Genomic DNA, 19,840 nt, shown 5'->3' on the forward strand with positions numbered 1-19,840 from the left:
TGAGTGCTAGGAATCGCACATGCCGCAAGAATCCTCGCAGGAGGTCTCGCAGGAGGTCTCGCAGGAGGCCGCGCAGTCCCGGTCTCGCCTCCACCGGGTCGTCGTGATCGTCGACGAGAACTCGAACCCCTTCGAACTCAGCTGCGCGATCGAAGTGTTCGGACTGCGCAGGCCCGAACTCGGCCGCGAGCTGTACGACTTCGCCCTCTGTTCCCCCGAACCCCGCATCCTCATGAGGGACGGGTTCTTCACACTCACCGGAGTAGCGGGGCTGGAGGCGGCCGACACCGCCGACACCCTGATCGTGCCCAACCGGCCGGACATCGACGTGCCGCGCCGCCCAGCGGTACTGGACGCCGTCCGGCGGGCGCACGCACGCGGCGCCCGGCTGGTGGGCTTCTGCAGCGGCGCCTACACGCTCGCCGAGGCAGGGGTGCTCGACGGGCGCCGCGCCACCGCGCACTGGCAGTGGGCGGACTCCTTCCGCGCCCGCTTCCCCGCCGTCCGGCTCGAACCGGACGTGCTCTTCGTCGACGACGGCGACATACTCACCGCCGCGGGCAGTGCCGCCGCCCTCGACCTCGGACTGCACCTGGTCCGTCGCGACCACGGCGTGCAGGCCGCCGTCTCCGTGAGCCGCCGTCTCGTCTTCGCCGTCCACCGCGACGGCGGCCAGCGCCAGTTCGTCGAGCACCCGATTCCCCCGGCCGTCTCCTCCGGTGACACGTCCCTCGGCCCGCTCCTGGAGTGGGCAAGGGAGCGGCTCGGTACGCCGCTGACCGTCTCCGGCCTCGCCGCGCACGCGGCCGTAAGCCCGGCGACGCTGCACCGCAGGTTCCGCGCGCAGCTCGGCACCACGCCCCTGGCCTGGCTCACCGCCGAACGCGTCGCGCTGGCCTGCCGCTTGATGGAGCGCGGCGACCGAGCCGTCGAATCCGTGGCCCGCGCGAGCGGACTCGGTACGGCCGCCAACCTCCGCGCCCAGCTCCGCCGCCGCACCGGACTCACCCCCAGCGCCTACCGCGAGCGGTTCGCACCGGGCGCACCGGGCGCCTGAACCGGCCGTAACTCACCGTCTCGCGACTCATTGCGGGCACATTTCAGGATGCGGACGTTTCCCCGTTCGACCTGGACAGACGCCCTCGCCCGCTGCCACGCTCCCGCCATGCGCCCTGCCAGCCGGCCCCGCCGCCGCACGACCGCCCCCGCACCGTTCGCGACGCTCGTCGCGCTCACCGTCACGGCCGCCGCGGCCGTCACCGGCTGCGCCCCGCAGCCCGAGTCCCCGGCCGCCGCGCCCGGCCCCAAGGCGAGCTGCGCGCCGGGCAAACTGGCCACCGAAGTACCGGGCAAGCTGACCATCGGCACCGACAAGCCCGCGTACGCACCGTGGTTCGAGGACGACGACCCGGCCAACGGCAAGGGCTTCGAGTCGGCGGTCGCGTACGCCGTGGCGAAGAAGCTCGGCTATGCCAAGGACCAAGTGGTGTGGCAGACCGTGCCGTTCAACACCGCCTTCGCGCCCGGCGAGAAGAAGTTCGACTTCGACCTCAACCAGATCTCCATCAGCGACAGCCGCAGGAAAGCCGTGTCCTTCTCCTCCGGCTACTACGACGTCCGGCAGGCCGTCATCGCGCTCAAGACCTCCAGGGCCGCGAAGGTCAAAACCCTGGCCGGCCTCAAGGACGTCAAGCTCGGCGCCCAGGTCGGCTCCACGAGCCTCGACGTCATCGGTGACGCCATCAGGCCCGCGCAGCAGCCCGCCGTCTTCCAGAAGAACGACTTCGCCAAGACCGCCCTCAAGAACGGCCAGGTGGAAGCGATCGTCCTCGACCTCCCCACCGCCTTCTACATCACATCGGCCGAGGTCCCCGAAGCGAAGATCATCGGCCAGCTGGAGAACACCGGCGGCGCGGCCGAGCAGTTCGGTCTCGTACTCGACAAGGACAGCACGCTCACGCCCTGCGTGACCGGCGCCGTGGACGCCCTGCGCGCGGACGGGACGCTCGCGGCGCTGGAGAAGCAGTGGCTGTCCGACGCCGCCGACGCCCCGGTGCTCAAGTGACGATGGAGAAGACCGTGACGGCAGCGGCGGAGGAGGACGCGTACGTCCCCTCCGCCCGGCGCCTCGAACGCGAGCGCCACAAGCGTGCCCGCACCCGCCGCGCCACCGCCATCGCGGCGCTGAGCACCCTGGTCACGGCCGCCGTCCTCTTCCTCGTCGTCACGAACTCGCCCGGCTGGCCACGTACGCGCGAGACCTTCTTCAGCGCCGAGTACGCCCGCGAGGCACTGCCCAAGGTCATCGACGGACTCTGGCTCAACCTGCGGCTGCTCGTCGTCTGCGGAGCCGCCGTCCTCGTCATCGGCATGCTCCTCGCCGTCGCCCGCACCCTGCGCGGACCGGTGTTCTTCCCGCTGCGCGCCCTGGCAGCGGCGTACACCGACTTCTTCCGCGGACTGCCGCTGATCATCTGCCTCCTGCTGGTGGTCTTCGGCGTACCCGCCCTGCGCCTGGCCGGTGTCACCACCGACCCGGTGCTGCTCGGCGGCGCGGCGCTCACGCTGACCTATTCGGCGTACGTCGCCGAGGTCTTCCGGGCCGGCATCGAGTCCGTCCACCCCTCGCAGCGGGCGGCGGCCCGCTCGCTCGGCCTCTCCAGCGGCCAGGCGCTGCGCTTCGTCGTGCTGCCGCAGGCGGTGCGCCGTGTGGTGCCGCCGCTGCTCAACGACCTGGTCTCGCTCCAGAAGGACACCGGGCTCGTCTCCATCGCGGGCGCCGTCGACGCCGTGTACGCGGCGCAGATCATCGCCAGCAAGGACTTCAACTACACGCCGTACGTCGTCGCGGGCCTCGTCTTCGTCGCGCTCACCATCCCGATGACGCGCTTCACCGACTGGGTGACGGCCCGCATGGACCGAAGGCGCGCCCAGGGAGGCACGACATGACCACCGCTGCCCCGGTTCTGCGACTGGAGAACGTACGCAAGTCATTCGGACGCGACACGCCCGTCCTGCGCGACGTGAACCTCGACATCGCCCCGCACACCGTGACCGCCCTCATCGGCGCGTCCGGATCCGGCAAGTCGACGCTGCGCGAACCTCCTGGAGGAGATCGACGACGGCGCGATCTTCCTGGACGGCGAGGACATCACCGACCCGAGGGCCGACGCGGACGCCGTACGCCGCCGGATCGGCGTCGTCTTCCAGGCGTACAACCTCTTCCCCCACATGACGGTGCTGCAGAACATCACCCTCGCCCCGCACCGCGTCCACGGCACACCGCGCGCGCAGGCCGTCCAGCAGGCGCGTGAACTCCTGGACCGGCTCGGCCTGGCCGGCAAAGGCACGGCCTACCCGGACCGCCTCAGCGGCGGCCAGCAGCAGCGCGTCGCCATCGCCCGCGCCCTCGCCGTACGCCCGCGCCTCCTCCTGCTCGACGAGATCACGGCGGCGCTGGACCCGGAACTGGTGGGCGAGGTGCTCAATGTCGTACGGGACCTCAAGGCCGACGGCATGACGATGATCCTGGCCACGCACGAAATGGGCTTCGCACGCGAAGTCGCCGACCAGGTCTGCTTCCTGGACGGGGGAGTCGTGCTGGAGCGCGGCACGCCGGAGCAGATCTTCGGCGACCCGCAGCAGGAACGCACCCAGCGCTTTCTGCGGCGGATTGTGGAAGCGGGACGTCTGTGATCCCTTCTGGTGATAGACCAGGAGGGTGCGGGGGCGACGACTTCTCAATTACAGCGACGCGGTAGCGATTCTCGGCGCCGACAGCGCTGCGCTGACGGCGGCCGACCAGGCGCTCGGCGGCGCGCTGTCGATGGCGACGGGCGGTGCCGGCGACGCGGTGCTCAACCTGTTCGAGGCGCGGGGAGGGGTGCTGCGGCTCGGGCGTGACCTGACGTCGGGGCTGCGGGAGCGGCTGGGTACCTCCGAGCGGGCGGAGCGTACGGAACGGATCGCGGCGGCGCACGCGGTGCTCGTGGTCACGGCGTACTTCGAGGCGCTCGGGGAGGCGGAACTCCCCTTCTATCTGGCCGAGTTACGGCTCACCCGGCGCGAGCAGATCGGCCTGGCCGGGGGTTGGCAGGAGGCGGAAGGCTTCATTCACGCGCTGGTCGCCACTGCCGCCCCGCAGCCCGCGCCTCATCTGCCTTACGAGGAAGTGTGCGACGAACTCGAAGACTGGTACATGGTGCTCTCCTTCAGGCTGGTGCGATTCCTTCGCGGACTGGCCGTATGGGACGGGCTCGACGAGACGAAGCGCCGACAGACGTTGCAAGCGCTGGGCCATGACCTGGGCCGCCGGGCCATCCAGCGCTACGGAGAGCTGTACGCGCAATTGACCCTGGAAGTACCGGAGTTCGGATTCTGGTCCGGCCAGATCGAGCACCAGGCCACCCGCGCCGGCCTCCGTCAGGCGCTCACCGGCATCGAGACCGCCCTGGCGGGCCTGACCTCGGTACGCCCGTTCACCCACGCCGCCGCCGCCCTCACCACCGGCTACCGGGCCGCCCTGCCCCGGCCGATCCTGGCCGAGGGAGACGCGCCGACGGGCGTGTGCCTGCCCACCCTCGGCGAGGGATACGTCGACCCCGACTTCCGTGTCCGGGCCGTGGCCGAAGGCCCGCACGGGCCCGCCGAAGAGGAGTGGTGGGAGACCGCGCCCGTACGGTCCGACCTCACCGAGTACCTCGCGGGAGCCCTCACCTCCGTCGCCACCACCACCGCGCCCCTGGTCGTCCTCGGCCAGCCGGGCGCGGGGAAGTCCGTACTGACCAAGATCCTCGCCGCCCGGTTGCCGGAGGCGGGCTTCCTGCCCGTCCGGATCATCCTGCGCGAAGTGCCGGCCGACGCCGACGTACAGGACCAGATCGAACACGCCGTACGGGCCACGACCGGCGAACGGGCATCCTGGCCGGACCTCGTCCGGTCAGCGGAGGGGGCCGTACCCGTCCTCCTCTTCGACGGCTTCGACGAGCTGCTCCAGGCCACCGGCGTCAGCCAGTCCGACTACCTGGTACGGGTGGCCCGCTTCCAGCAGCGCGAGGCGGACCAGGGGCGTCCGGTCCTCGCGCTCGTCACCAGCCGTACCGCCGTCGCCGACCGCGCGCGCTACCCCGAGGGCGCGGTGGCGCTGCGCCTCGAACCCTTCCGGGAACAGCAGGTCGAGCGCTGGCTGGGCCTGTGGAACCGCCTCAACGAGCCGTACCTCACCGCGAACGGGCTGCGGCCCCTGCCCGCCGCCGTCGCGGCGCGCCATCATGCCCTCGCGTCCCAGCCGCTGCTCCTGCTGATGCTCGCGCTGTACGACGCCACGGGGAACGCCCTGCAATGCGGAGCCGAAGCCGACGAACCGCTGGGCGAGGCCGAGCTGTACGAGGAACTCCTCGCGTCGTTCGCCGTCCGCGAGGTGGGCAAGTCCGCCACAGCGCTGGCCGGACAGCAGCTGGCCAACCGGGTCGAGCAGGAGCTCCAGCGCCTCTCCCTGATCTCCTTCGGCATGCTCAACCGGCACCGGCAGTGGATCACCACTGCCGAGCTGGAGCAGGACCTGGCGGCGCTGCTCGGCCGCCCCGAGTCTCCCCGGGCCGGCTTTCGCGCGCCGCTCGACCAGGCGGAAATCGCGCTGGGCCGGTTCTTCTTCGTCCAGCGGGCGCAGGCACTGCGCGACGATCAGCGGCTGGCGACGTACGAATTCCTGCACGCCACCTTCGGTGAGTACCTCGCCGCCCGTCTCGCCGTACAGCTTCTCGGCGGGCTGCTCGACCAGCGCCCGGCGCTCTCCCTCGGCAGGGCGGGGGTCGACGACGACCTGCTGTACGCCCTGCTGTCCTACGCGCCGCTGTCCTCCCGCCAGATGCTCCGCTTCGTCGGCGCCCGGATCCGCCGTATCGCCGCGCAGGACCGTGAGCGGCTCGGCGAGTTACTCGTCACCGTGATGGCTGACCACCGCAACCGCACCGAGCACCGGTTCGGCGAATACCGGCCAACCGTCCGCGCGACCTCCTCGCGGCGCGGTCTGTACGGCGCCAACCTGATGATGCTGACGGTGCTGATCAGGGACGGAGTCAAGGCGAGCGAAGTGTTCCCCGGTGACACCAATCCGGCGGGCACCTGGCACCGGAACGTACTGCTGTGGCGGTCGGCATTCACCGAGCCCGAGTGGACGGACTTCGCGATAGCCCTCGACCTCCGCCACACCTGGAACGGCGACCGGCGGGACCTGGACATCCGGCCGGCGGACGATGTCCTCGTCCCCGAACCGGTCGACGCCTACTGGCTCTACGGCCGCCCGCCGGGCCACGGGGACCGCACCAGCAACGTCTGCTGGTCCCGCCCCTACCCGGACCAGATCCGGCACAAGATGGCGGTGTCCGGCGGGACCAACGACGCGCTCGTCCTGCACGCCGCGGACCCTCTCTTCCGCTGGATGGGCTCCGCGGTCACCACCTTTGTCGGTACGCCGGAGGGCACCGCCACTTCGGTCGCCCACAGCCTGACGGACCTGTGGCTGGCGAGCGGCCTCGGCGCCCCGGAGGGCCACCTGGCTGTTCTGTACGAGCGCTGCGGCACGTTTCTCCGGTCGCGCTCGGGTCTCGACCAGGACACCCGCGAACGCGCGGTCCGGCTGGTCCTGGGGCAACTGGTCAACGACGCCGCCCGGCTGCCCGCGTCCGTGGTGTGGAGTGTGCTGGACGCGCTGTACCCGCGCGAACTCGACCCCGAGGTGTCGCTGGAACTGAAGGCGCGGGCCGCCATGGTGGCACTGGAGTCGGGCGCCACCGGGCAGGAGCGGGCCGAGCTCCGGAACTACTGGGAGATGGTCGTCGAAGCCCTCCTGGCGGGCGGCGCCTTCGGCCGGGTGCTGGGCCTCTGGGCCGAGACCCGCGAATCGCAGTGGGCGAGCGGGTGGTTCGGTGACACGGTCCGTGAGGTGCTGGACCGGACGGCCGACAGTCAGTTGCGCGGTGTGCCGCCGGAGACCCTGGACCGGGTACGCGGCCTGGTCGCCGCGTATGCCCCGGTCCGCCCGGACGGCAACGGCCATCAGCCCACATCGAGCGCGTTCCGCAGCCCCAGCCGATAGCGCGTCCGGTCGTGCCGCTTCAGGAACTCGATCTCCGGCGGCCGGAACAGTGGTGTGACCGTGCAGCGCGGGGCGGTCGAACCCGCGCGGTCCAGCAGGGCGTTGACCGCCGCGCGGGCCGACGCGTTCGCGCCCTCCATCGTCGCCAGGTCGATGTCGACGGACACGTAGTCGCCCGCCAGGAAGAAGTTGGGGATCTTCGTCGCCGCCGACGGCCGGTTGTGGAACGTACCCACCGGGTGGATCAGCAGCTCGTCCTCGTTCCTCGGGTCCGGCGTGCCGATGCCGTCCACGCCCGGGTCGAGGAACCACGAGTGGAGTGCGCTGTCGCGCAGCACGGTCTTGCCGGTGTCGTTGAGCGCGGCCTTGAGCTGTGCCCACACCTCGCGCGCGACCTCCTCGCGGGTGCACTGCTTCGCGGTCTTCCCGTACAGGACGCCGGGCTTGTCCCACTCGGAGATGTCGACCGACAGGCAGTCCGCCGCCGTGCCGTCGCCGTAGTCGGCGGGGAAGTCCCGGTCCGGCCAGTGCTGGGCCTGGGCGATGGCGGTCAGGGACCAGGGGGAGTCGACGCAGTTGAGGTGGCCGTGCAGGATCGGCGTACGCTCCGTCAGGTAGAACTGGATGCCCGTCATCCAGTCCGTCCTCAGCCGGTCGCACCGCGCCAACTGCGGGTCGGCGGCGCGCATGGCGGCGTTCCAGGTGGGCCGCGCGTGCTCCACCGGGAGGGCGCACACGTAATGCCCGGCGGTCACGGTCCGGCGTACGCCGTCCGGGTCCTCGATCATCGCCGCTGAGATCTTCCCGTCGGCGTACTTCATCTCCCGTACGGTCCAGCCGATCCGGAAGTCGACGCCCAGGCCCCGCAGATGGTCCACCCACGGGTCGATCCACGCCTCGTTGGTCGGCGCGTTGAGGATGCGGTCCGGCGGGCCGTCGGCGCCCCGGCCCAGCGCGTTGAGCACGAAGGCCTCGCCGAGTGTGCCGACCGTACGGGTGCTGGCCTCCTCGGCCTTCGTCGCGACGATGTTGCGGGTGACGCCGATGGCGAGGATGCGCTGGTAGTCCTGGGACATGCGAGCCGCCCGGGTGAACTCCCACCAGGGCGTGCGCTCCCACGTGTTGTCGCGCCGCTCGTCGCAGCTCGTCAGGAAGACGAGCGCGCGGTTCACGAAGTACGCGGTCTCGTGCGCGGGGAGGCTGGCGGCGGTTTCGAGCAGCCCGGTCAGCGCGCGGCGGATGTCGTCGAGGGTGAGCTCGGCCGGCTGGTGGCCGGGCCAGGGGATCGGCATCCGGAGGTCCTCGCGGCCCGTGCGCGCGAACATCATCTCGCGCGGTGCGACGAGATTGTCGTGGACGCCGTTGGCGTTGCCGGGGAACGGGATGCGGCGCATCGTGTCCGGCAGGTTGTGGTAGATGCCGGGAATGAAGCGGAAGCCGTGCTCGGCGGGCAGCGGCCTGCGCCCGCCCCTCGCGCTCTTCGGTACGTCCATGCTGCGGGCCTTGCCGCCGAGGGCCCGCCTCTCGTACACCGTGACGGCGAAACCGCGCTCGGCGAGCTCGTGCGCGGCCGTGAGGCCGGCGACCCCGCCGCCCAGCACGGCGACGGACTCCTGAGCCTTGACCGCAGCCGTAGTCCGGGCGGCGGCGGCCGTCGCGGGCGCCGCTCCCAGCGCCATCGCCCCGCCCGCCGCCGCCACTGCGGCCCCTGCCACGAAGGTGCGTCTGGAACTGCCCATGCCCGTCCCCCTGTCGCCTTACCGGCGGTAACCGCCGCGTCAGGCCCAGGAGAATACGGGCGGCCCCCAGGACCCGGAAGGCACGTGCGCGCCCCGCCGCACATTGGCGCGAAAGGGCTCCACCGGCCGCAGGCACAATGGGGACATGTCCCGACGCAGTTCACGCGGTACGAGCCACCGCCCCCAGAGCCGTTCCGGCCGCGGCCCGTCCGCCCCCGCACCCCTCGCCGCCGCCTCGCCCTGCCCCTGCGGGCTCCCCGCCGCCTACGGCGAGTGCTGCGGACGCTTCCACTCCGGCGCGGCCGCCGCGCCCACCGCAGAGCTCCTCATGCGCTCCCGTTACAGCGCGTTCGTCACCCAGGACGCGGCGTACCTGCTGCGCTCCTGGCACCCCGGCACAAGGCCCCGGACCCTCGACTTCGACCCGGACATGCGCTGGCAGGCGCTGGACATCCTGGCCACGACCGACGGCAGCGCCTTCCACGCCACGGGAACGGTCACCTTCCGCGCCCACTACGCGCACCAGGGCGAGCCGGGCGAACTCCACGAGCAGAGCCGTTTCACGCGCCACGAGGGCGCCTGGGTCTACCTGGACGCGGTGTTCACGCGCTAGCCGCCCTCGTACGACGACCGTGCCCTTTCCTCCCGGCCTGGTGGTGTTTCGGGCGACATCGCAGGGGTACTGCGGACGCGATCGCGGACTGCTCCACGAACCGCTCCACGAACCGCTCCACGAACCGCTCCACGCACCACCGGGAGGCAGACCATGGACGGCATCACCGCCCTGGAACTCGACGCGCTCTGGGACGATTTCCACCGCGTGGTGAACATGACGTCGCAGGAGCTGAGCACCTGGCTGCGGACCAGTGGCGCCGCCGAGAACAGCGAGCCACTGCCCGAGCGGGCCGGGACCGAGACCGGGCGGCAGGTGCTGGCCATCCTGGGCAAGCGGCGCGCGGACCTGACCGAGGACGACGTCACGGTCATGCGGCAGGTGGTGGAAACCGTCAGCGCACAGCGGCGCACCGACCTCGAACCGACGCCGGGGGACAGCGTCTGGCGGCACCGGCTGATGACGCTGGGGCACGACCCGCTCAAGCCGTCATGACCGCCGCGAACGAGCGCACGTTCCGCGCGCTCCTCGACGCACACGGGCGTACGTACGCCGCCGAGGCCGGCATCCGCTTGCGCGACACCCCGCAGCCGCTCTACCGCCTCCTCGTCCTGTCCTGCCTGCTGAGCGCCCGTATCCAGGCCTCCATCGCCGTGGCCGCCGCCCGCGCGCTGCACGACGCGGGAATGCGCGACGCGCGCCGCATGGAAAACGCCACCTGGCAGCAGCGGGTGGACGCCCTCGGTGAGGGCGGTTACCGCCGCTACGACGAACGGACCGCCACCCAGCTCGGCGACGGGGCGCGACTGGTCCTCGACAAGTACGGCGGCGACCTGCGCCGCATGCGAGCCGCCGCCGACGGCGACACGCAGGCGCTGCGCCGCCTGCTGCGCGAGGTGCCGGGGCTCGGGCCCGCCGGTACGGACATCTTCCTGCGCGAGGCGCAGGCCGTATGGCCCGAGGTCGCGCCGTACCTCGACGCCAAAGCCCTCCAGGGCGCGGAGCGGCTCGGGCTTCCCGCGGACCCGGCCGAGCTGGCCAAGCTCGTCGGCGAAGGCGAAACGGCGTCGCTGGCGGCGGCGCTCGTACGGGCCGCACTCGACCGGCACATCGCGGACGAGCTCCGCGACACAGGCTGACCCCCGCACGCCGCTCGACGAGAGCGGCAAGGCCATGGAGATCGGCGACATGGACGACGACCTGGTCGTCACAGTGAACCGCTGGAGTGGCCGGTCAGCAACTGACCGGCCGATGGATACCCTGGGCGCCGTTGTGATTCATGGGCACCATGAGGAGAACCAGCGTGGCCGAGTCCGTCATACCGCCGCCCGACCCACTCGCCCCAAGAGGCACCCCTCTCGGGGCGTCGCGGCGCGAGATCGTCCGGTGGTTCGCGGCTTTTGTCGCGTTCGTCGCCCTGATTCACTCCAGCATGCTGCTGCTCTCCGTCGCCACCGACTTCCCGCTCTCCAAGACCTACGCGAAGCAGGTCAACGGGTGGATGCGGCCGCTCTTCCCGCAGGACTGGAGCATCTTCGCCCCGGAGCCCTCCAAGTTCAACCAGCACCTCGAAGTGCGCGCGAACGTCGACGGAAAGTTCGGCCCCTGGATCGACCTCACCGCGCACGACAACGCGGCGTACCGGGGTGAGCTGCTCCCCAGCATCGAGGACCAGCTCGTACTGCGCCGGGCAATATCCCAGTACCGGACCAGCGCGGCGCGCCCGAACGCCCGGCAGGCCACCGGCCGTTCGGCGCGCTACCTGCTCAATGTGGTCCTGATAAGGCTCGAAGACATGGGTGAGGAGCCGGGCCAGGCCGTACAACTGCGCCTGAAGAGCACCCGCATACCTCCGCCCGGAACCAGGAGCGACGCCGCCGTCACGCGCCCGCAGTATCAGACCCTCGGATACTGGAAGGTCCGCTCATGACCGTACGCGCAGCACTCGCCCTGGGGCTCGACTCCGCAGGGGGTCTCGGCCGCCAAGTCACGGCCACGGCCCGGAAGCTGACCCTCCAGCCGCTCGCCCCCTACAGCGCGGCCGCCATCCGCATCGGGCTGGGCGGCCTGTACCTGATCCACCTGCTCCGCGAATCGGTGCGCGCCGACCGCCTGTGGGGACCGGGCTCACCGCTCACGGCCGACCTGTTCGACCAGACCCTGAAGGCCAGGGGGTGGGACGGCGCCTTCTCCTGGTGGTACTCGCTCCTCGTCACCGACAGCGCGCTCGTCTTCTGGTCCTGGTACGCGCTGGCTGTCGTGCTCAGCGCGCTGCTTATGCTCGGCTGGCGCACCCGCGTGGTGGCCGTGCTCTTCTGGTTCCTGGTGGTGGCCTTCTACGTCCGCGGGTCCATGGCCAACAGCGGCTGGGCGCTGCTGAGTCTGCTCTTCGCCAACTACCTCGTCTTCGTCGCGTCGGGCCGCCACTGGTCGCTCGACGCCCGCCGCCGCGCCCGCAGGGGTGAGGGGAAGGCGGCCCGGTCGAAGTTCGTCTTCTGGGGTGAGGAGACGGAGGAACTCCGCCGGCGCCTCGTCACCATCCTGCACAACGGCGGCATGGCGATGATCGCGCTCCAGGTCATGGTGATCTACGGCTCGGCGGCGATGTACAAAATCCAGGGCGAGTCGTGGCGCAACGGCACGGCTCTCTACTACACGATGATGTACGACGACTTCTCGACCTTCCCCGAACTCTCGGCCTGGGTCGCGAGCCACGGCACTTTCGCCGCCCTCATGGCGTACGTCACCGTCTTCTCCCAGATGCTGTTCCCCGCGCTGGTGTTCAACCGGCGGCTCAAGTACTGCATCCTCGTCGTCATGCTCGCCACGCACATCGGCATCGGTCTGCTGATGGCGCTGCCGATGTTCTCGGCCATCACGATCGTCGGGGACCTGGTGTTCCTGCCGACCACCTTCTGGCTCGCCGCGTCGAGGCTGGTGCGGACGGCGCGGGCGGCTCCGGAAGAGAAACCGGAGGCATCGCTTCCGCCACCCCGGGAAGGGGCCGACGGGCAAGCGAAGGGCGCCGAGGTCGGTTCATCGGCGTAACCGGAGCGGCGCTCAGCGGTGGCCGGCCGGCAGGCCCGCGCCCTGCGCGAGGTCCTCGGCGAGCAGCCGCTTGGCGATCGCGTCGAGGGCGGCCAGCAGCTCCTCGCTGCCCGGCCGTCCGCCGTCGTCCATCTCCAGCTGGTCGCCGAGCCACCGCGACCACGCCGCCGCGATCACTTCGGCCTCGCGTTCGCCCGCCGGGGTGTGCGAGAGCAGGTTGCCGTCGCGGGTGAGGTAGCCCTCGTCCACCATCCGGTCGAAGACCGGCAGCAGGACCTCCGGCGGGATGTTGCGGCGGGTGGCGATCAGGCCGAGGCCGGCATGTCCGACGATCCGGGTCAGCAGGGCTACCTGCATGACCGCCCAGGCGCCCGCGATGTCCAGACGGGTGTCGGAGCCGCTGACGATCCACCGGGCCGTGTCGGGGCCCTTGTCGCGGAGGATCTGCGCGACGGACAGTTCGAGGAGCTTGGCCGAATCGCCCGTACCGGGGGACGCGAACCCCTCGCCCATGTCGGTCGAGCCGGCGCGGGCGGTGTCACGCAGCTTGACCTGCTTGAGGAACAGCGACACCACGAAGCCCACGATCGCGACCGGGACCGTCCACAGGAACACCGTGTGCAGCGAGTCGGCGTACGCCTGGACGATCGGCTCCGCCTGCGCGGGCGGCAGCGCGTGCACGCCTTCCGGGCTCTGCGCCGCCCGGGTGAGGGCCGCTGGATCCGCCCCGCCGGCGCCGGCCGCCTCGGTGATGCCCGCGGTGAGGTTGGGCCGCAGGGAGTTGGCGTAGATCGTGCCGAAGACGGCGGTGCCGAACGACATGCCGAGCGTACGGAAGAAGGTGACGCCGGAGGTGGCCGTGCCGAGGTCCGTGTACGCCACGGTGTTCTGCACGGCGATCGTCAGGACCTGCATGCACAGGCCGATGCCGATGCCGAGCACGAACATGTAGAGCGATTCGAGCCAGGCGGCCGAGTCCGTCCCCATCAGGGACAGCAGGAACAGGCCGATGCCCATCACCAGCGAGCCGACGATCGGGAAGATCCGGTACGTGCCCGTCTTGCTGATGACGTTGCCGCTGAAGACGGACGCGATGAGGAGGCCGACGATCATGGGGAGCGTACGGACGCCCGAGACCGTCGCGGAGTCCCCGTCGACGTACTGGAGATACGTCGGCAGGAAGATCATCGCGCCGAGCATCGCGAAGCCGACGACGAAGCTGAGGACCGAGCAGACGGTGAAGACGGGGTTCGAAAACAGCCGCATGGGCAGCATGGGCTCGGCGGCGCGCGTCTCGGCGTAACAGAACAGCGCGAGCGCGACGATGCCGCTCGCGAAGAGGCCGATGATGACACTCGAACCCCAGGCGTACTCGATGCCGCCCCAACTGGTCGCCAGGATCAGCGCGCTCGCGCCGACCGCCACGAGCGCGATGCCGAGGTAGTCGATGACGGGGCGGACGGCGGAGCGTACGGACGGGATGTTGCGGGCGGCGGCGATGACGACGACGATCGCGATCGGTACGTTCACGTAGAACGCCCAGCGCCAGGTGAGGTGGTCGGTGAAGAGGCCGCCGATGAGCGGGCCGATGACGGTGGCGATGCCGAAGACCGCTCCGATGGCGCCCTGGTACTTGCCGCGCTCGCGCAGCGGGATGACGTCGGCGATCAGTGCCATCGAGGTGACCATCAGGCCACCGGCGCCGATGCCCTGGAGCGCGCGCCAGGCGATCAGCAGGGTCATGTTGCCCGAGAGGCCGCACAGGAAGGAGCCGGTGATGAAGACGACGGCCGAGACCTGGAAGACGAGCTTGCGGCCGAAGAGGTCACCGAACTTGCCGACGAGGACGGTGGCGACGGTCTCGGCCAGCAGGTAGGCGGTGACCACCCACGACATGTGCTCGGCGCCGCCGAGTTCCGCGACGATGGTCGGCAGGGCGGTACCGACGATCGTCTGGTCGAGAGCCGCCAGCAGCATGCCCAGCATGATCGTTCCGAAGGCGATGTTGCGCTGCCGCCGGTCGAGCACGGGCGGCACGGCGGCGGCCGCCGGTGCGGAGCGCGGGGCCGTGGCCGGGCCGGGCCGGCGGGTGGTGGTCACCCTTGCACCCTCACACCGGCGCGGGCGCCGCGCACGCGGTGACGCCCGTACGCCGTAGGGGGTGGGGGCCCTGCGGGGGCTTTCCCCGACCCGCCCCTTCCCGAAGCTGGGGGCAAGCCCCCCAGCCCCCCCGGGACGCCCTACGGGCGTGTCCTCAAACGCCGGACGGGCTGGATATGCCGCGCAGCAACAACCCTCCGCCCGACGGCGTCCCCGACGCGGGGGAGCTGGATGTTGCCGCAACGCGGCAACTCTCAGCCCCTCCGGCGTTTGAGGAGCGAGGCCCGGGGCTGAGCCCCGGTAGCGCTCCCCGCACCATTAGTTCGTTCGGCGCTTGAGGACCGGGGTCTGGGGCAGCGCCCCACGCGGCGGAGCCGCACAATGTCACGGCCGGGAAGGGGCGGGTAGGGGAACAGCCTCGCAGGGGCCGGGTCGGGTGGGCCCGTACTGGGCAGGCTTCAGGGACGGGTAATCCGGGAGGGCTGAGGGGGGACGGCATGGCGGACTTCGCGGTGATCGGCGGCGGTATCGCCGGACTGGCAGCGGCACTCTTCGCGGCCAGACGCGGAAACCGCGTAACGGTCTTCGAACGCGACGCCCGAGCCCCCGGCAGCAGCGGCTCCACCCTGGACGAGGACTTCTTCGGCCGGCGGCGCCCCGGCGTACCGCAGGCCGCCCAGCCCCACCTCATGCTCGGCGCCGCCCGTTCCGTGCTCCGCACCGAAGCCCCCGACGTCTACGACACGATCATGCGGCTCGGTGCCCGCGAACGGCACGAGCTGGACTGGTTCGAGGAACGGCCCCCGGCCCGCCCCGGCGACGAGGACCTGGTGACGGTCCAGGCCCGGCGCATCGTCGTCGAGACGGCGCTCACCGACGCGCTGCGCGCCGAGCCGCGCGCCGCCCTGCGCTACGGCGAGCCCGCCACCGGACTGCTCGTCGACCCCTCGTCCACCCCGCCGCGCGTCCGCGGCGTACGGACGCCACTCGGGGCGTACGAAGCCGAGCTGGTGATCGACGCGGGCGGCCGCCGGTGTGCCTCGGGGGAGTGGCTGACCGGGGCGGGCTGCCGGCCCCCGCTGGTGGAGCGCCACCGTACCGGCATCGCGTACTTCTGCCGCTGGTACCGGCTGCCGGACGGGCGTGCGGACGGCCCCGCCCGGCCCTGGACCGTGTCCGGCGGAGCGTTCGCCGGATGCGCCGTCTTCCCCGCCGACAACGGGCTGTTCGCCGTCACGCTCTTCGTCCACACCGAGGATCCGACACGCGGCGCGCTCCGCGACCCCGCCGTCTTCGAGGCGGCGGCCCGCACCTTCCCGCCGGGGGAGGCGTGGCTGGAGCTGGGGGCGCGGCCGCTCTCCCCGGTGCTCGCGACAGCCGGTCTCGACAACCGCTGGAGCTCTCTCGTCGACGAACAGGGCCCCGTCGCCACGGGCATGGTCGGCGTCGGCGACGCCGTCACCCACACCAACCCGACCATCGCACAAGGCATGTCGCTCGCACTGTGGACGGCCCGCCGGGTCGCCCGGGAGACGGACCCCGGAGCGGGGCGCGACCGGGGCCACGGCTGTGCCCCGCGCTCCGGCCCCGGCTCCCCGGACTTCGTGACCGAGCACTACGCCTGGGCACTGCGCACCCTCAAGCCCTGGTTCGACTTCCAGGTCATGACCGACCGTGCGATCGGCGAGCGCTTCGCCGTCCGCGACTTCAGGGCCGGACCCGCCCGGCAGCTGGCGGCGCTCTTCGAGTGCGCCCAGGAGGACCCGGAGGTCATGCGGGCACGCGCCAAGGTCCGGCACCTCGCGGCGCCACCCTCCGAGGCGTACGGCGCACCGGAGGTCAGGGCGCGCGTCGCGGCCTGGCTCGCGGCCCACCCCGACTACGTACCGAGCACGGCCGGCCCCGACCGCCGGGAGTGGGACAAGATCACCGCGCCCTGACGCCGCATCACCGTGGTCGCAGGACGTCCGCCAGGTCGTAGCTCACCGGTTCCTCCAACTGGGCGTACGTGCAGCTCTCGGGCGTACGGTCCTCGCGCCAGCGCCGGAACCTGGCCGTGTGCCGGAAGCGGTCGCCCTCCATGTGGTCGTACGCGACCTCGCACACCGCCTCCGGGCGCAGCGCCACCCACGACAGGTCCTTCTTGCCGGACCAGCGGCTCGGGGCGCCGGGCATCCGGGAACTCTCGTGCGCGGCGACGTCCGACCAGGCCGCCCACGGGTGGCCCTCGGCCTCCGGCGATTCCATGCGCAGCGGACCCAGCTCGTCGATCAGCTCCTGGCGGCGGCGCATCGGGAACGCCGCGCACACCCCGACGTGCTGGAGTGTGCCCGCCTCGTTGTACAGGCCGAGGAGGAGCGAGCCGACGACGGCGCCCGTCTTGTGGAACCGGTAGCCGGCGACGACGCAGTCCGCCGTCCGCTCGTGCTTGATCTTGTACATCAGACGGGTGTCGGGGCGGTACGGCATGGACTCCGGCTTGGCCAGCACCCCGTCGAGGCCCGCGCCCTCGAAGTGCTCGAACCACTCCCTGGCCACCTCGATGTCGTTCGTCGCGGGCGCCAGGTAGACCGGGGGCGGGGCGTCCTCCAGCGCACCGGCCAGGGCGCTGCGCCGGTATACGAACGGGGCGTCGAGCAGGGCCTCGTCGTCCAGGGCGAGCAGGTCGAACGCGATGAAGCTCGCGGGCGTCCGCTCGGCGAGCGTCCGCACGCGCGAGTCCGCCGGATGGATGCGCTCGCTCAGCCGGTCGAAGTCGAGCCGGCCGTCGTGGACGATCACGATCTCGCCGTCCACCACGCAGCGGGGCGGCAGCGCGGCGCGCAGGGACTCGACCAGCTCGGGGAAGTAGCGGGTCAGTGACTTGCCCGTCCTGCTGCCGATCTCCATCTCGTCGCCGTCCCGGTGGACGATCGCCCGGAACCCGTCCCACTTGGCCTCGTACTGCATGCCGGGCCCCGGCGGGATGGTGGCCACGGCCTTGGCCAGCATCGGTTTGACGGGCGGCATCACCGGCAGATCCATGGTTCGATTCTGCGACTGCTGGCGGCGGATCGCCCGCTATGGTCCCGGCGTGGCCCGGTATGCGGTAAAAGCCCGACCGGCTTAGCGTGGCGGACATGGGTGAAGCGGTGGAGCTGCATGCCGGAGAGCGGACCGTACGGCTGTCCAGCCCGGACAAGATCTACTTTCCCGAGTCCGGCTACACCAAGTGGGACGTGGCGCAGTACTACCTGGCCGTGGGCGACGGGATCACCCGCGCCCTGCGCGACCGCCCGACCACACTCGAACGCTTCCCCGAGGGCATCGGCGGCGAGTCCTTCTTCCAGAAGCGTGTCCCCAAGAACCTGCCCGACTGGATCCCCACCGCCCGGATCGCCTTCCCCAGCGGCCGTACGGCCGACGAGATGTGCCCCACCGAGACCGCCGCCGTCCTCTGGGCCGCGAACCTGGGCTGCCTGACCTTCCACCCCTGGCCGGTACGCCGCGACCGCCCCGAACACCCCGACGAGCTGCGCATCGACCTGGACCCGCAGCCCGGCACGGACTTCGCGGACGCGGTCAGGACCGCCCACGAACTCCACGCCCTGCTCGACGAACACGGCCTGCGCGGCTGGCCCAAGACCTCGGGTGGCCGCGGACTGCACGTGTACGTGCCGATCGAGCCCCGCTGGATGTTCACGGAGGTACGCCGCGCCGCCATCGCCGTCGGCCGCGAACTCCAGCGGCGCATGCCCGACCGGGTGACCACCGCCTGGTGGAAGGAGGAACGCGGCGAGAAGATCTTCGTCGACTACAACCAGACGGCGCGCGACCGCACCATCGCCTGCGCGTACTCCGTACGTCCGCGTCCGCACGCCCCCGTCTCCGCGCCGCTGACCTGGGACGAACTCGACGAGGCCGACCCGCGCGAGTTCGACATCGCCACCATGCCGGTCCGGTTCGCCGAACTCGGCGACGTACACGCGGACATGGACGACCACGCGTTCGGTCTGGAAAGCCTGCTGGAGCTGGCCGAGCGCGACGAACGCGACCACGGCATGGGAGACATGCCGTACCCGCCGGACTACCCGAAGATGCCGGGCGAGCCGAAACGCGTCGCGCCGAGCAGGGCGAAGCGCGAGGACGCGTGAGCGCCGTATGAACGAGGCATCGGGAGGGGGTACGGACGCGGCGCACGGTGCGCACGGGAGACCGCCGACGCGCGCCGAGAAATGGGCGGCCTTCAAGGAGTCGCCCTTCCTGCCCGCACTCGTACTCGTCTTCATCCTCGCGCTCGCCGCCGGGCTCTTCGCCGGCTCCTACACGTACACGATGGCCAACCCGACCCCGCACCGCGTTCCCACCGCGGTGGTCGGCGACATGGCGGCGGGGAGCGGCCGGACGTTCGTCACCGGCTTGGAGAAGGCGCTCAACACCTCGCTCGTCCTGACCCGTTACGACACGGACGCCGAAGCCGGCGAGGCCGTGGAAGAGCAGGAGGAGTTCGCGATCCTGCGGACCAGGGGCACCGGCGTGGAGCTCGACGTGGCGGGTGCGTCCGGTGCCTCCGTCGCGCAGGTGCTCGCCGAGACGGGCGCGAAGGTCGGTCAACAGACCGGTGTACCGGTCGTGATCAGGGACATCAAGCCGCTGCAGGACGGCGATCCGCGCGGACTGGCCCTCTTCTACATCTCGCTCGCCGCCGTCGTCATCGGCTTCGTCGGCGCCATCCAGCTCAGCGTCCACGCCCGCGCGCTGGACCCGGCCGAGCGGATCGCCTTCACCGTGGCCTACTCACTCCTCGGCGCGTTCGCGATCGCCGCCGTCGTGGACTGGCTGCTCGGCGCGCTCGACCTGCCGTTCGTCGAGTCCTGGCTCATCCTGGCGCTGACGATGTTCACGTCGGGCATGGTCTTCACGATGTTCAACACCCTGGTCGGGCGGTGGGCCATGCTCCCCACCTGGGGCCTGATGGTGCTCCTCGGCAACCCGTCGTCGGGCGGCGCGGTGTCCTGGCCGCTGCTTCCCTCCGCACTCGGCCACATCGGCCGGTGGCTGCCGCCGGGCGCCTCCGTCAACGCCCAGCACACGGCCGTGTACTTCCAGGGCCACCAGCACTTTTTCCCCTTCCTGGTGCTGGCCGCCTGGTCCCTGGTGTCCTGCACGGCCTTCTGGGTGTACCGGCACCGCCACCCCGGCGGACGCGACCGCGCGCCTGCGCACGCGGCCGCACCCGCCGGGGCGTAGAGCCTGGCTGAGGCC

General features: G+C 71.4%; 15 protein-coding genes and 1 pseudogene. 13 read left to right on the forward strand and 3 right to left on the reverse strand.

Annotated elements, in window-relative coordinates:
- The first annotated feature begins 103 nt into the window (after positions 1-103).
- The 5 genes and pseudogenes from J7E91_RS11435 (at position 104) to J7E91_RS11455 (ending at position 7,096) form a co-directional block, all read left to right on the forward strand.
- Positions 104-1,057 (forward strand): helix-turn-helix domain-containing protein, encoded by a 954-nt coding sequence (locus J7E91_RS11435; RefSeq protein WP_308376387.1) that lies wholly within the window; start codon positions 104-106, stop codon positions 1,055-1,057.
- Between the two features lie 108 nt (positions 1,058-1,165).
- Positions 1,166-2,065: an ABC transporter substrate-binding protein gene (locus J7E91_RS11440; protein ID WP_251015519.1), complete on the forward strand. Its 900-nt coding sequence runs from the start codon at positions 1,166-1,168 to the stop codon at positions 2,063-2,065.
- A gap of 2 nt (positions 2,066-2,067) precedes the next feature.
- Positions 2,068-2,949: an amino acid ABC transporter permease gene (locus J7E91_RS11445; RefSeq protein WP_251015533.1), complete on the forward strand. Its 882-nt coding sequence runs from the start codon at positions 2,068-2,070 to the stop codon at positions 2,947-2,949.
- Positions 2,946-3,696: pseudogene (locus J7E91_RS11450) on the forward strand (amino acid ABC transporter ATP-binding protein). The gene J7E91_RS11445 and the pseudogene J7E91_RS11450 overlap by 4 nt, the downstream one beginning before the upstream one ends.
- A gap of 25 nt (positions 3,697-3,721) precedes the next feature.
- Positions 3,722-7,096 carry an NACHT domain-containing NTPase gene (locus J7E91_RS11455; protein WP_214901578.1) on the forward strand — a complete coding sequence of 1,125 codons (3,375 nt, stop codon included), beginning with the start codon at positions 3,722-3,724 and terminating at the stop codon, positions 7,094-7,096.
- Here J7E91_RS11455 and J7E91_RS11460 read toward each other — a convergent pair.
- The gene (locus J7E91_RS11460; protein WP_251015520.1) at positions 7,057-8,835 is read right to left on the reverse strand and encodes an FAD-dependent oxidoreductase; all 1,779 of its coding nucleotides are present in this window, start codon (positions 8,833-8,835) and stop codon (positions 7,057-7,059) included. The two genes, J7E91_RS11455 and J7E91_RS11460, sit on opposite strands and share 40 nt — an antisense overlap.
- A gap of 145 nt (positions 8,836-8,980) precedes the next feature.
- Here J7E91_RS11460 and J7E91_RS11465 point away from each other — a divergent pair, with 145 nt between their 5' ends.
- The 5 genes from J7E91_RS11465 to J7E91_RS11485 all read left to right on the forward strand — a co-directional run bounded on the left by J7E91_RS11465 (position 8,981) and on the right by J7E91_RS11485 (position 12,496).
- Positions 8,981-9,448, forward strand: a complete 468-nt coding sequence (locus tag J7E91_RS11465; protein ID WP_214901580.1) for a YchJ family protein — start codon at positions 8,981-8,983, stop codon at positions 9,446-9,448.
- 153 nt (positions 9,449-9,601) lie between these two features.
- Positions 9,602-9,943: a DUF3140 domain-containing protein gene (locus tag J7E91_RS11470; RefSeq protein WP_214901582.1), complete on the forward strand. Its 342-nt coding sequence runs from the start codon at positions 9,602-9,604 to the stop codon at positions 9,941-9,943.
- Positions 9,940-10,587 carry an endonuclease gene (locus J7E91_RS11475; RefSeq protein WP_214901584.1) on the forward strand — a complete coding sequence of 216 codons (648 nt, stop codon included), beginning with the start codon at positions 9,940-9,942 and terminating at the stop codon, positions 10,585-10,587. The genes J7E91_RS11470 and J7E91_RS11475 overlap by 4 nt, the downstream gene beginning before the upstream one ends.
- A 164-nt stretch (positions 10,588-10,751) precedes the next feature.
- Positions 10,752-11,378, forward strand: coding sequence for a DUF5819 family protein (locus tag J7E91_RS11480; protein ID WP_214901586.1), 627 nt, complete (start codon positions 10,752-10,754; stop codon positions 11,376-11,378).
- Entirely contained in the window at positions 11,375-12,496 is a 1,122-nt protein-coding gene (locus J7E91_RS11485) for an HTTM domain-containing protein (RefSeq protein WP_214901588.1), read from the forward strand. Before J7E91_RS11480 ends, J7E91_RS11485 begins: the two co-directional genes overlap by 4 nt.
- 12 nt (positions 12,497-12,508) lie before the next feature.
- On the opposite strand, the gene J7E91_RS11490 is transcribed toward J7E91_RS11485, so the two are convergent.
- Positions 12,509-14,596, reverse strand: a complete 2,088-nt coding sequence (locus tag J7E91_RS11490) for an MDR family MFS transporter (RefSeq protein ID WP_308376376.1) — start codon at positions 14,594-14,596, stop codon at positions 12,509-12,511.
- A 482-nt stretch (positions 14,597-15,078) separates the two neighbouring features.
- On the opposite strand from J7E91_RS11490, the gene J7E91_RS11495 reads away from it, so the two are divergent.
- Positions 15,079-16,536 (forward strand): NAD(P)/FAD-dependent oxidoreductase, encoded by a 1,458-nt coding sequence (locus J7E91_RS11495; RefSeq protein ID WP_374224671.1) that lies wholly within the window; start codon positions 15,079-15,081, stop codon positions 16,534-16,536.
- A gap of 7 nt (positions 16,537-16,543) precedes the next feature.
- On the opposite strand, the gene J7E91_RS11500 is transcribed toward J7E91_RS11495, so the two are convergent.
- Complete coding sequence (locus J7E91_RS11500; RefSeq protein ID WP_214901592.1) at positions 16,544-17,620, reverse strand: ATP-dependent DNA ligase; 1,077 nt, start codon at positions 17,618-17,620, stop codon at positions 16,544-16,546.
- Between the two features lie 95 nt (positions 17,621-17,715).
- Between J7E91_RS11500 and ligD the strand changes: the two genes are divergently transcribed.
- Together ligD and J7E91_RS11510 are read left to right on the forward strand one after the other, a co-directional pair.
- Positions 17,716-18,729, forward strand: a complete 1,014-nt coding sequence (ligD, locus tag J7E91_RS11505; protein WP_214901594.1) for a non-homologous end-joining DNA ligase — start codon at positions 17,716-17,718, stop codon at positions 18,727-18,729.
- A 7-nt stretch (positions 18,730-18,736) separates the two neighbouring features.
- Entirely contained in the window at positions 18,737-19,825 is a 1,089-nt protein-coding gene (locus J7E91_RS11510; protein WP_214901596.1) for an ABC transporter permease, read from the forward strand.
- The last annotated feature ends 15 nt before the right edge of the window (positions 19,826-19,840 follow it).

It is taken from the genome of Streptomyces sp. ISL-99 (assembly GCF_018614005.1).
GTDB classification, from domain to species: Bacteria; Actinomycetota; Actinomycetes; order Streptomycetales; family Streptomycetaceae; genus Streptomyces; species Streptomyces flavidovirens.

Bases quoted from the DNA above. Each gene is read 5' to 3' on its own strand.
- J7E91_RS11470 (WP_214901582.1), top strand. From the start codon at position 9,602: ATGGACGGCATCACCGCCCTGGAACTCGACGCGCTCTGGGACGATTTC.
- J7E91_RS11475 (WP_214901584.1), top strand. From the start codon at position 9,940: ATGACCGCCGCGAACGAGCGCACGTTCCGCGCGCTCCTCGACGCACAC.
- J7E91_RS11460 (WP_251015520.1), bottom strand. From the start codon at position 8,835: ATGGGCAGTTCCAGACGCACCTTCGTGGCAGGGGCCGCAGTGGCGGCG.
- J7E91_RS11500 (WP_214901592.1), bottom strand. From the start codon at position 17,620: ATGGATCTGCCGGTGATGCCGCCCGTCAAACCGATGCTGGCCAAGGCC.
- J7E91_RS11485 (WP_214901588.1), top strand. From the start codon at position 11,375: ATGACCGTACGCGCAGCACTCGCCCTGGGGCTCGACTCCGCAGGGGGT.
- J7E91_RS11465 (WP_214901580.1), top strand. From the start codon at position 8,981: ATGTCCCGACGCAGTTCACGCGGTACGAGCCACCGCCCCCAGAGCCGT.
- J7E91_RS11445 (WP_251015533.1), top strand. From the start codon at position 2,068: ATGGAGAAGACCGTGACGGCAGCGGCGGAGGAGGACGCGTACGTCCCC.
- ligD (WP_214901594.1), top strand. From the start codon at position 17,716: ATGGGTGAAGCGGTGGAGCTGCATGCCGGAGAGCGGACCGTACGGCTG.
- J7E91_RS11510 (WP_214901596.1), top strand. From the start codon at position 18,737: ATGAACGAGGCATCGGGAGGGGGTACGGACGCGGCGCACGGTGCGCAC.
- J7E91_RS11440 (WP_251015519.1), top strand. From the start codon at position 1,166: ATGCGCCCTGCCAGCCGGCCCCGCCGCCGCACGACCGCCCCCGCACCG.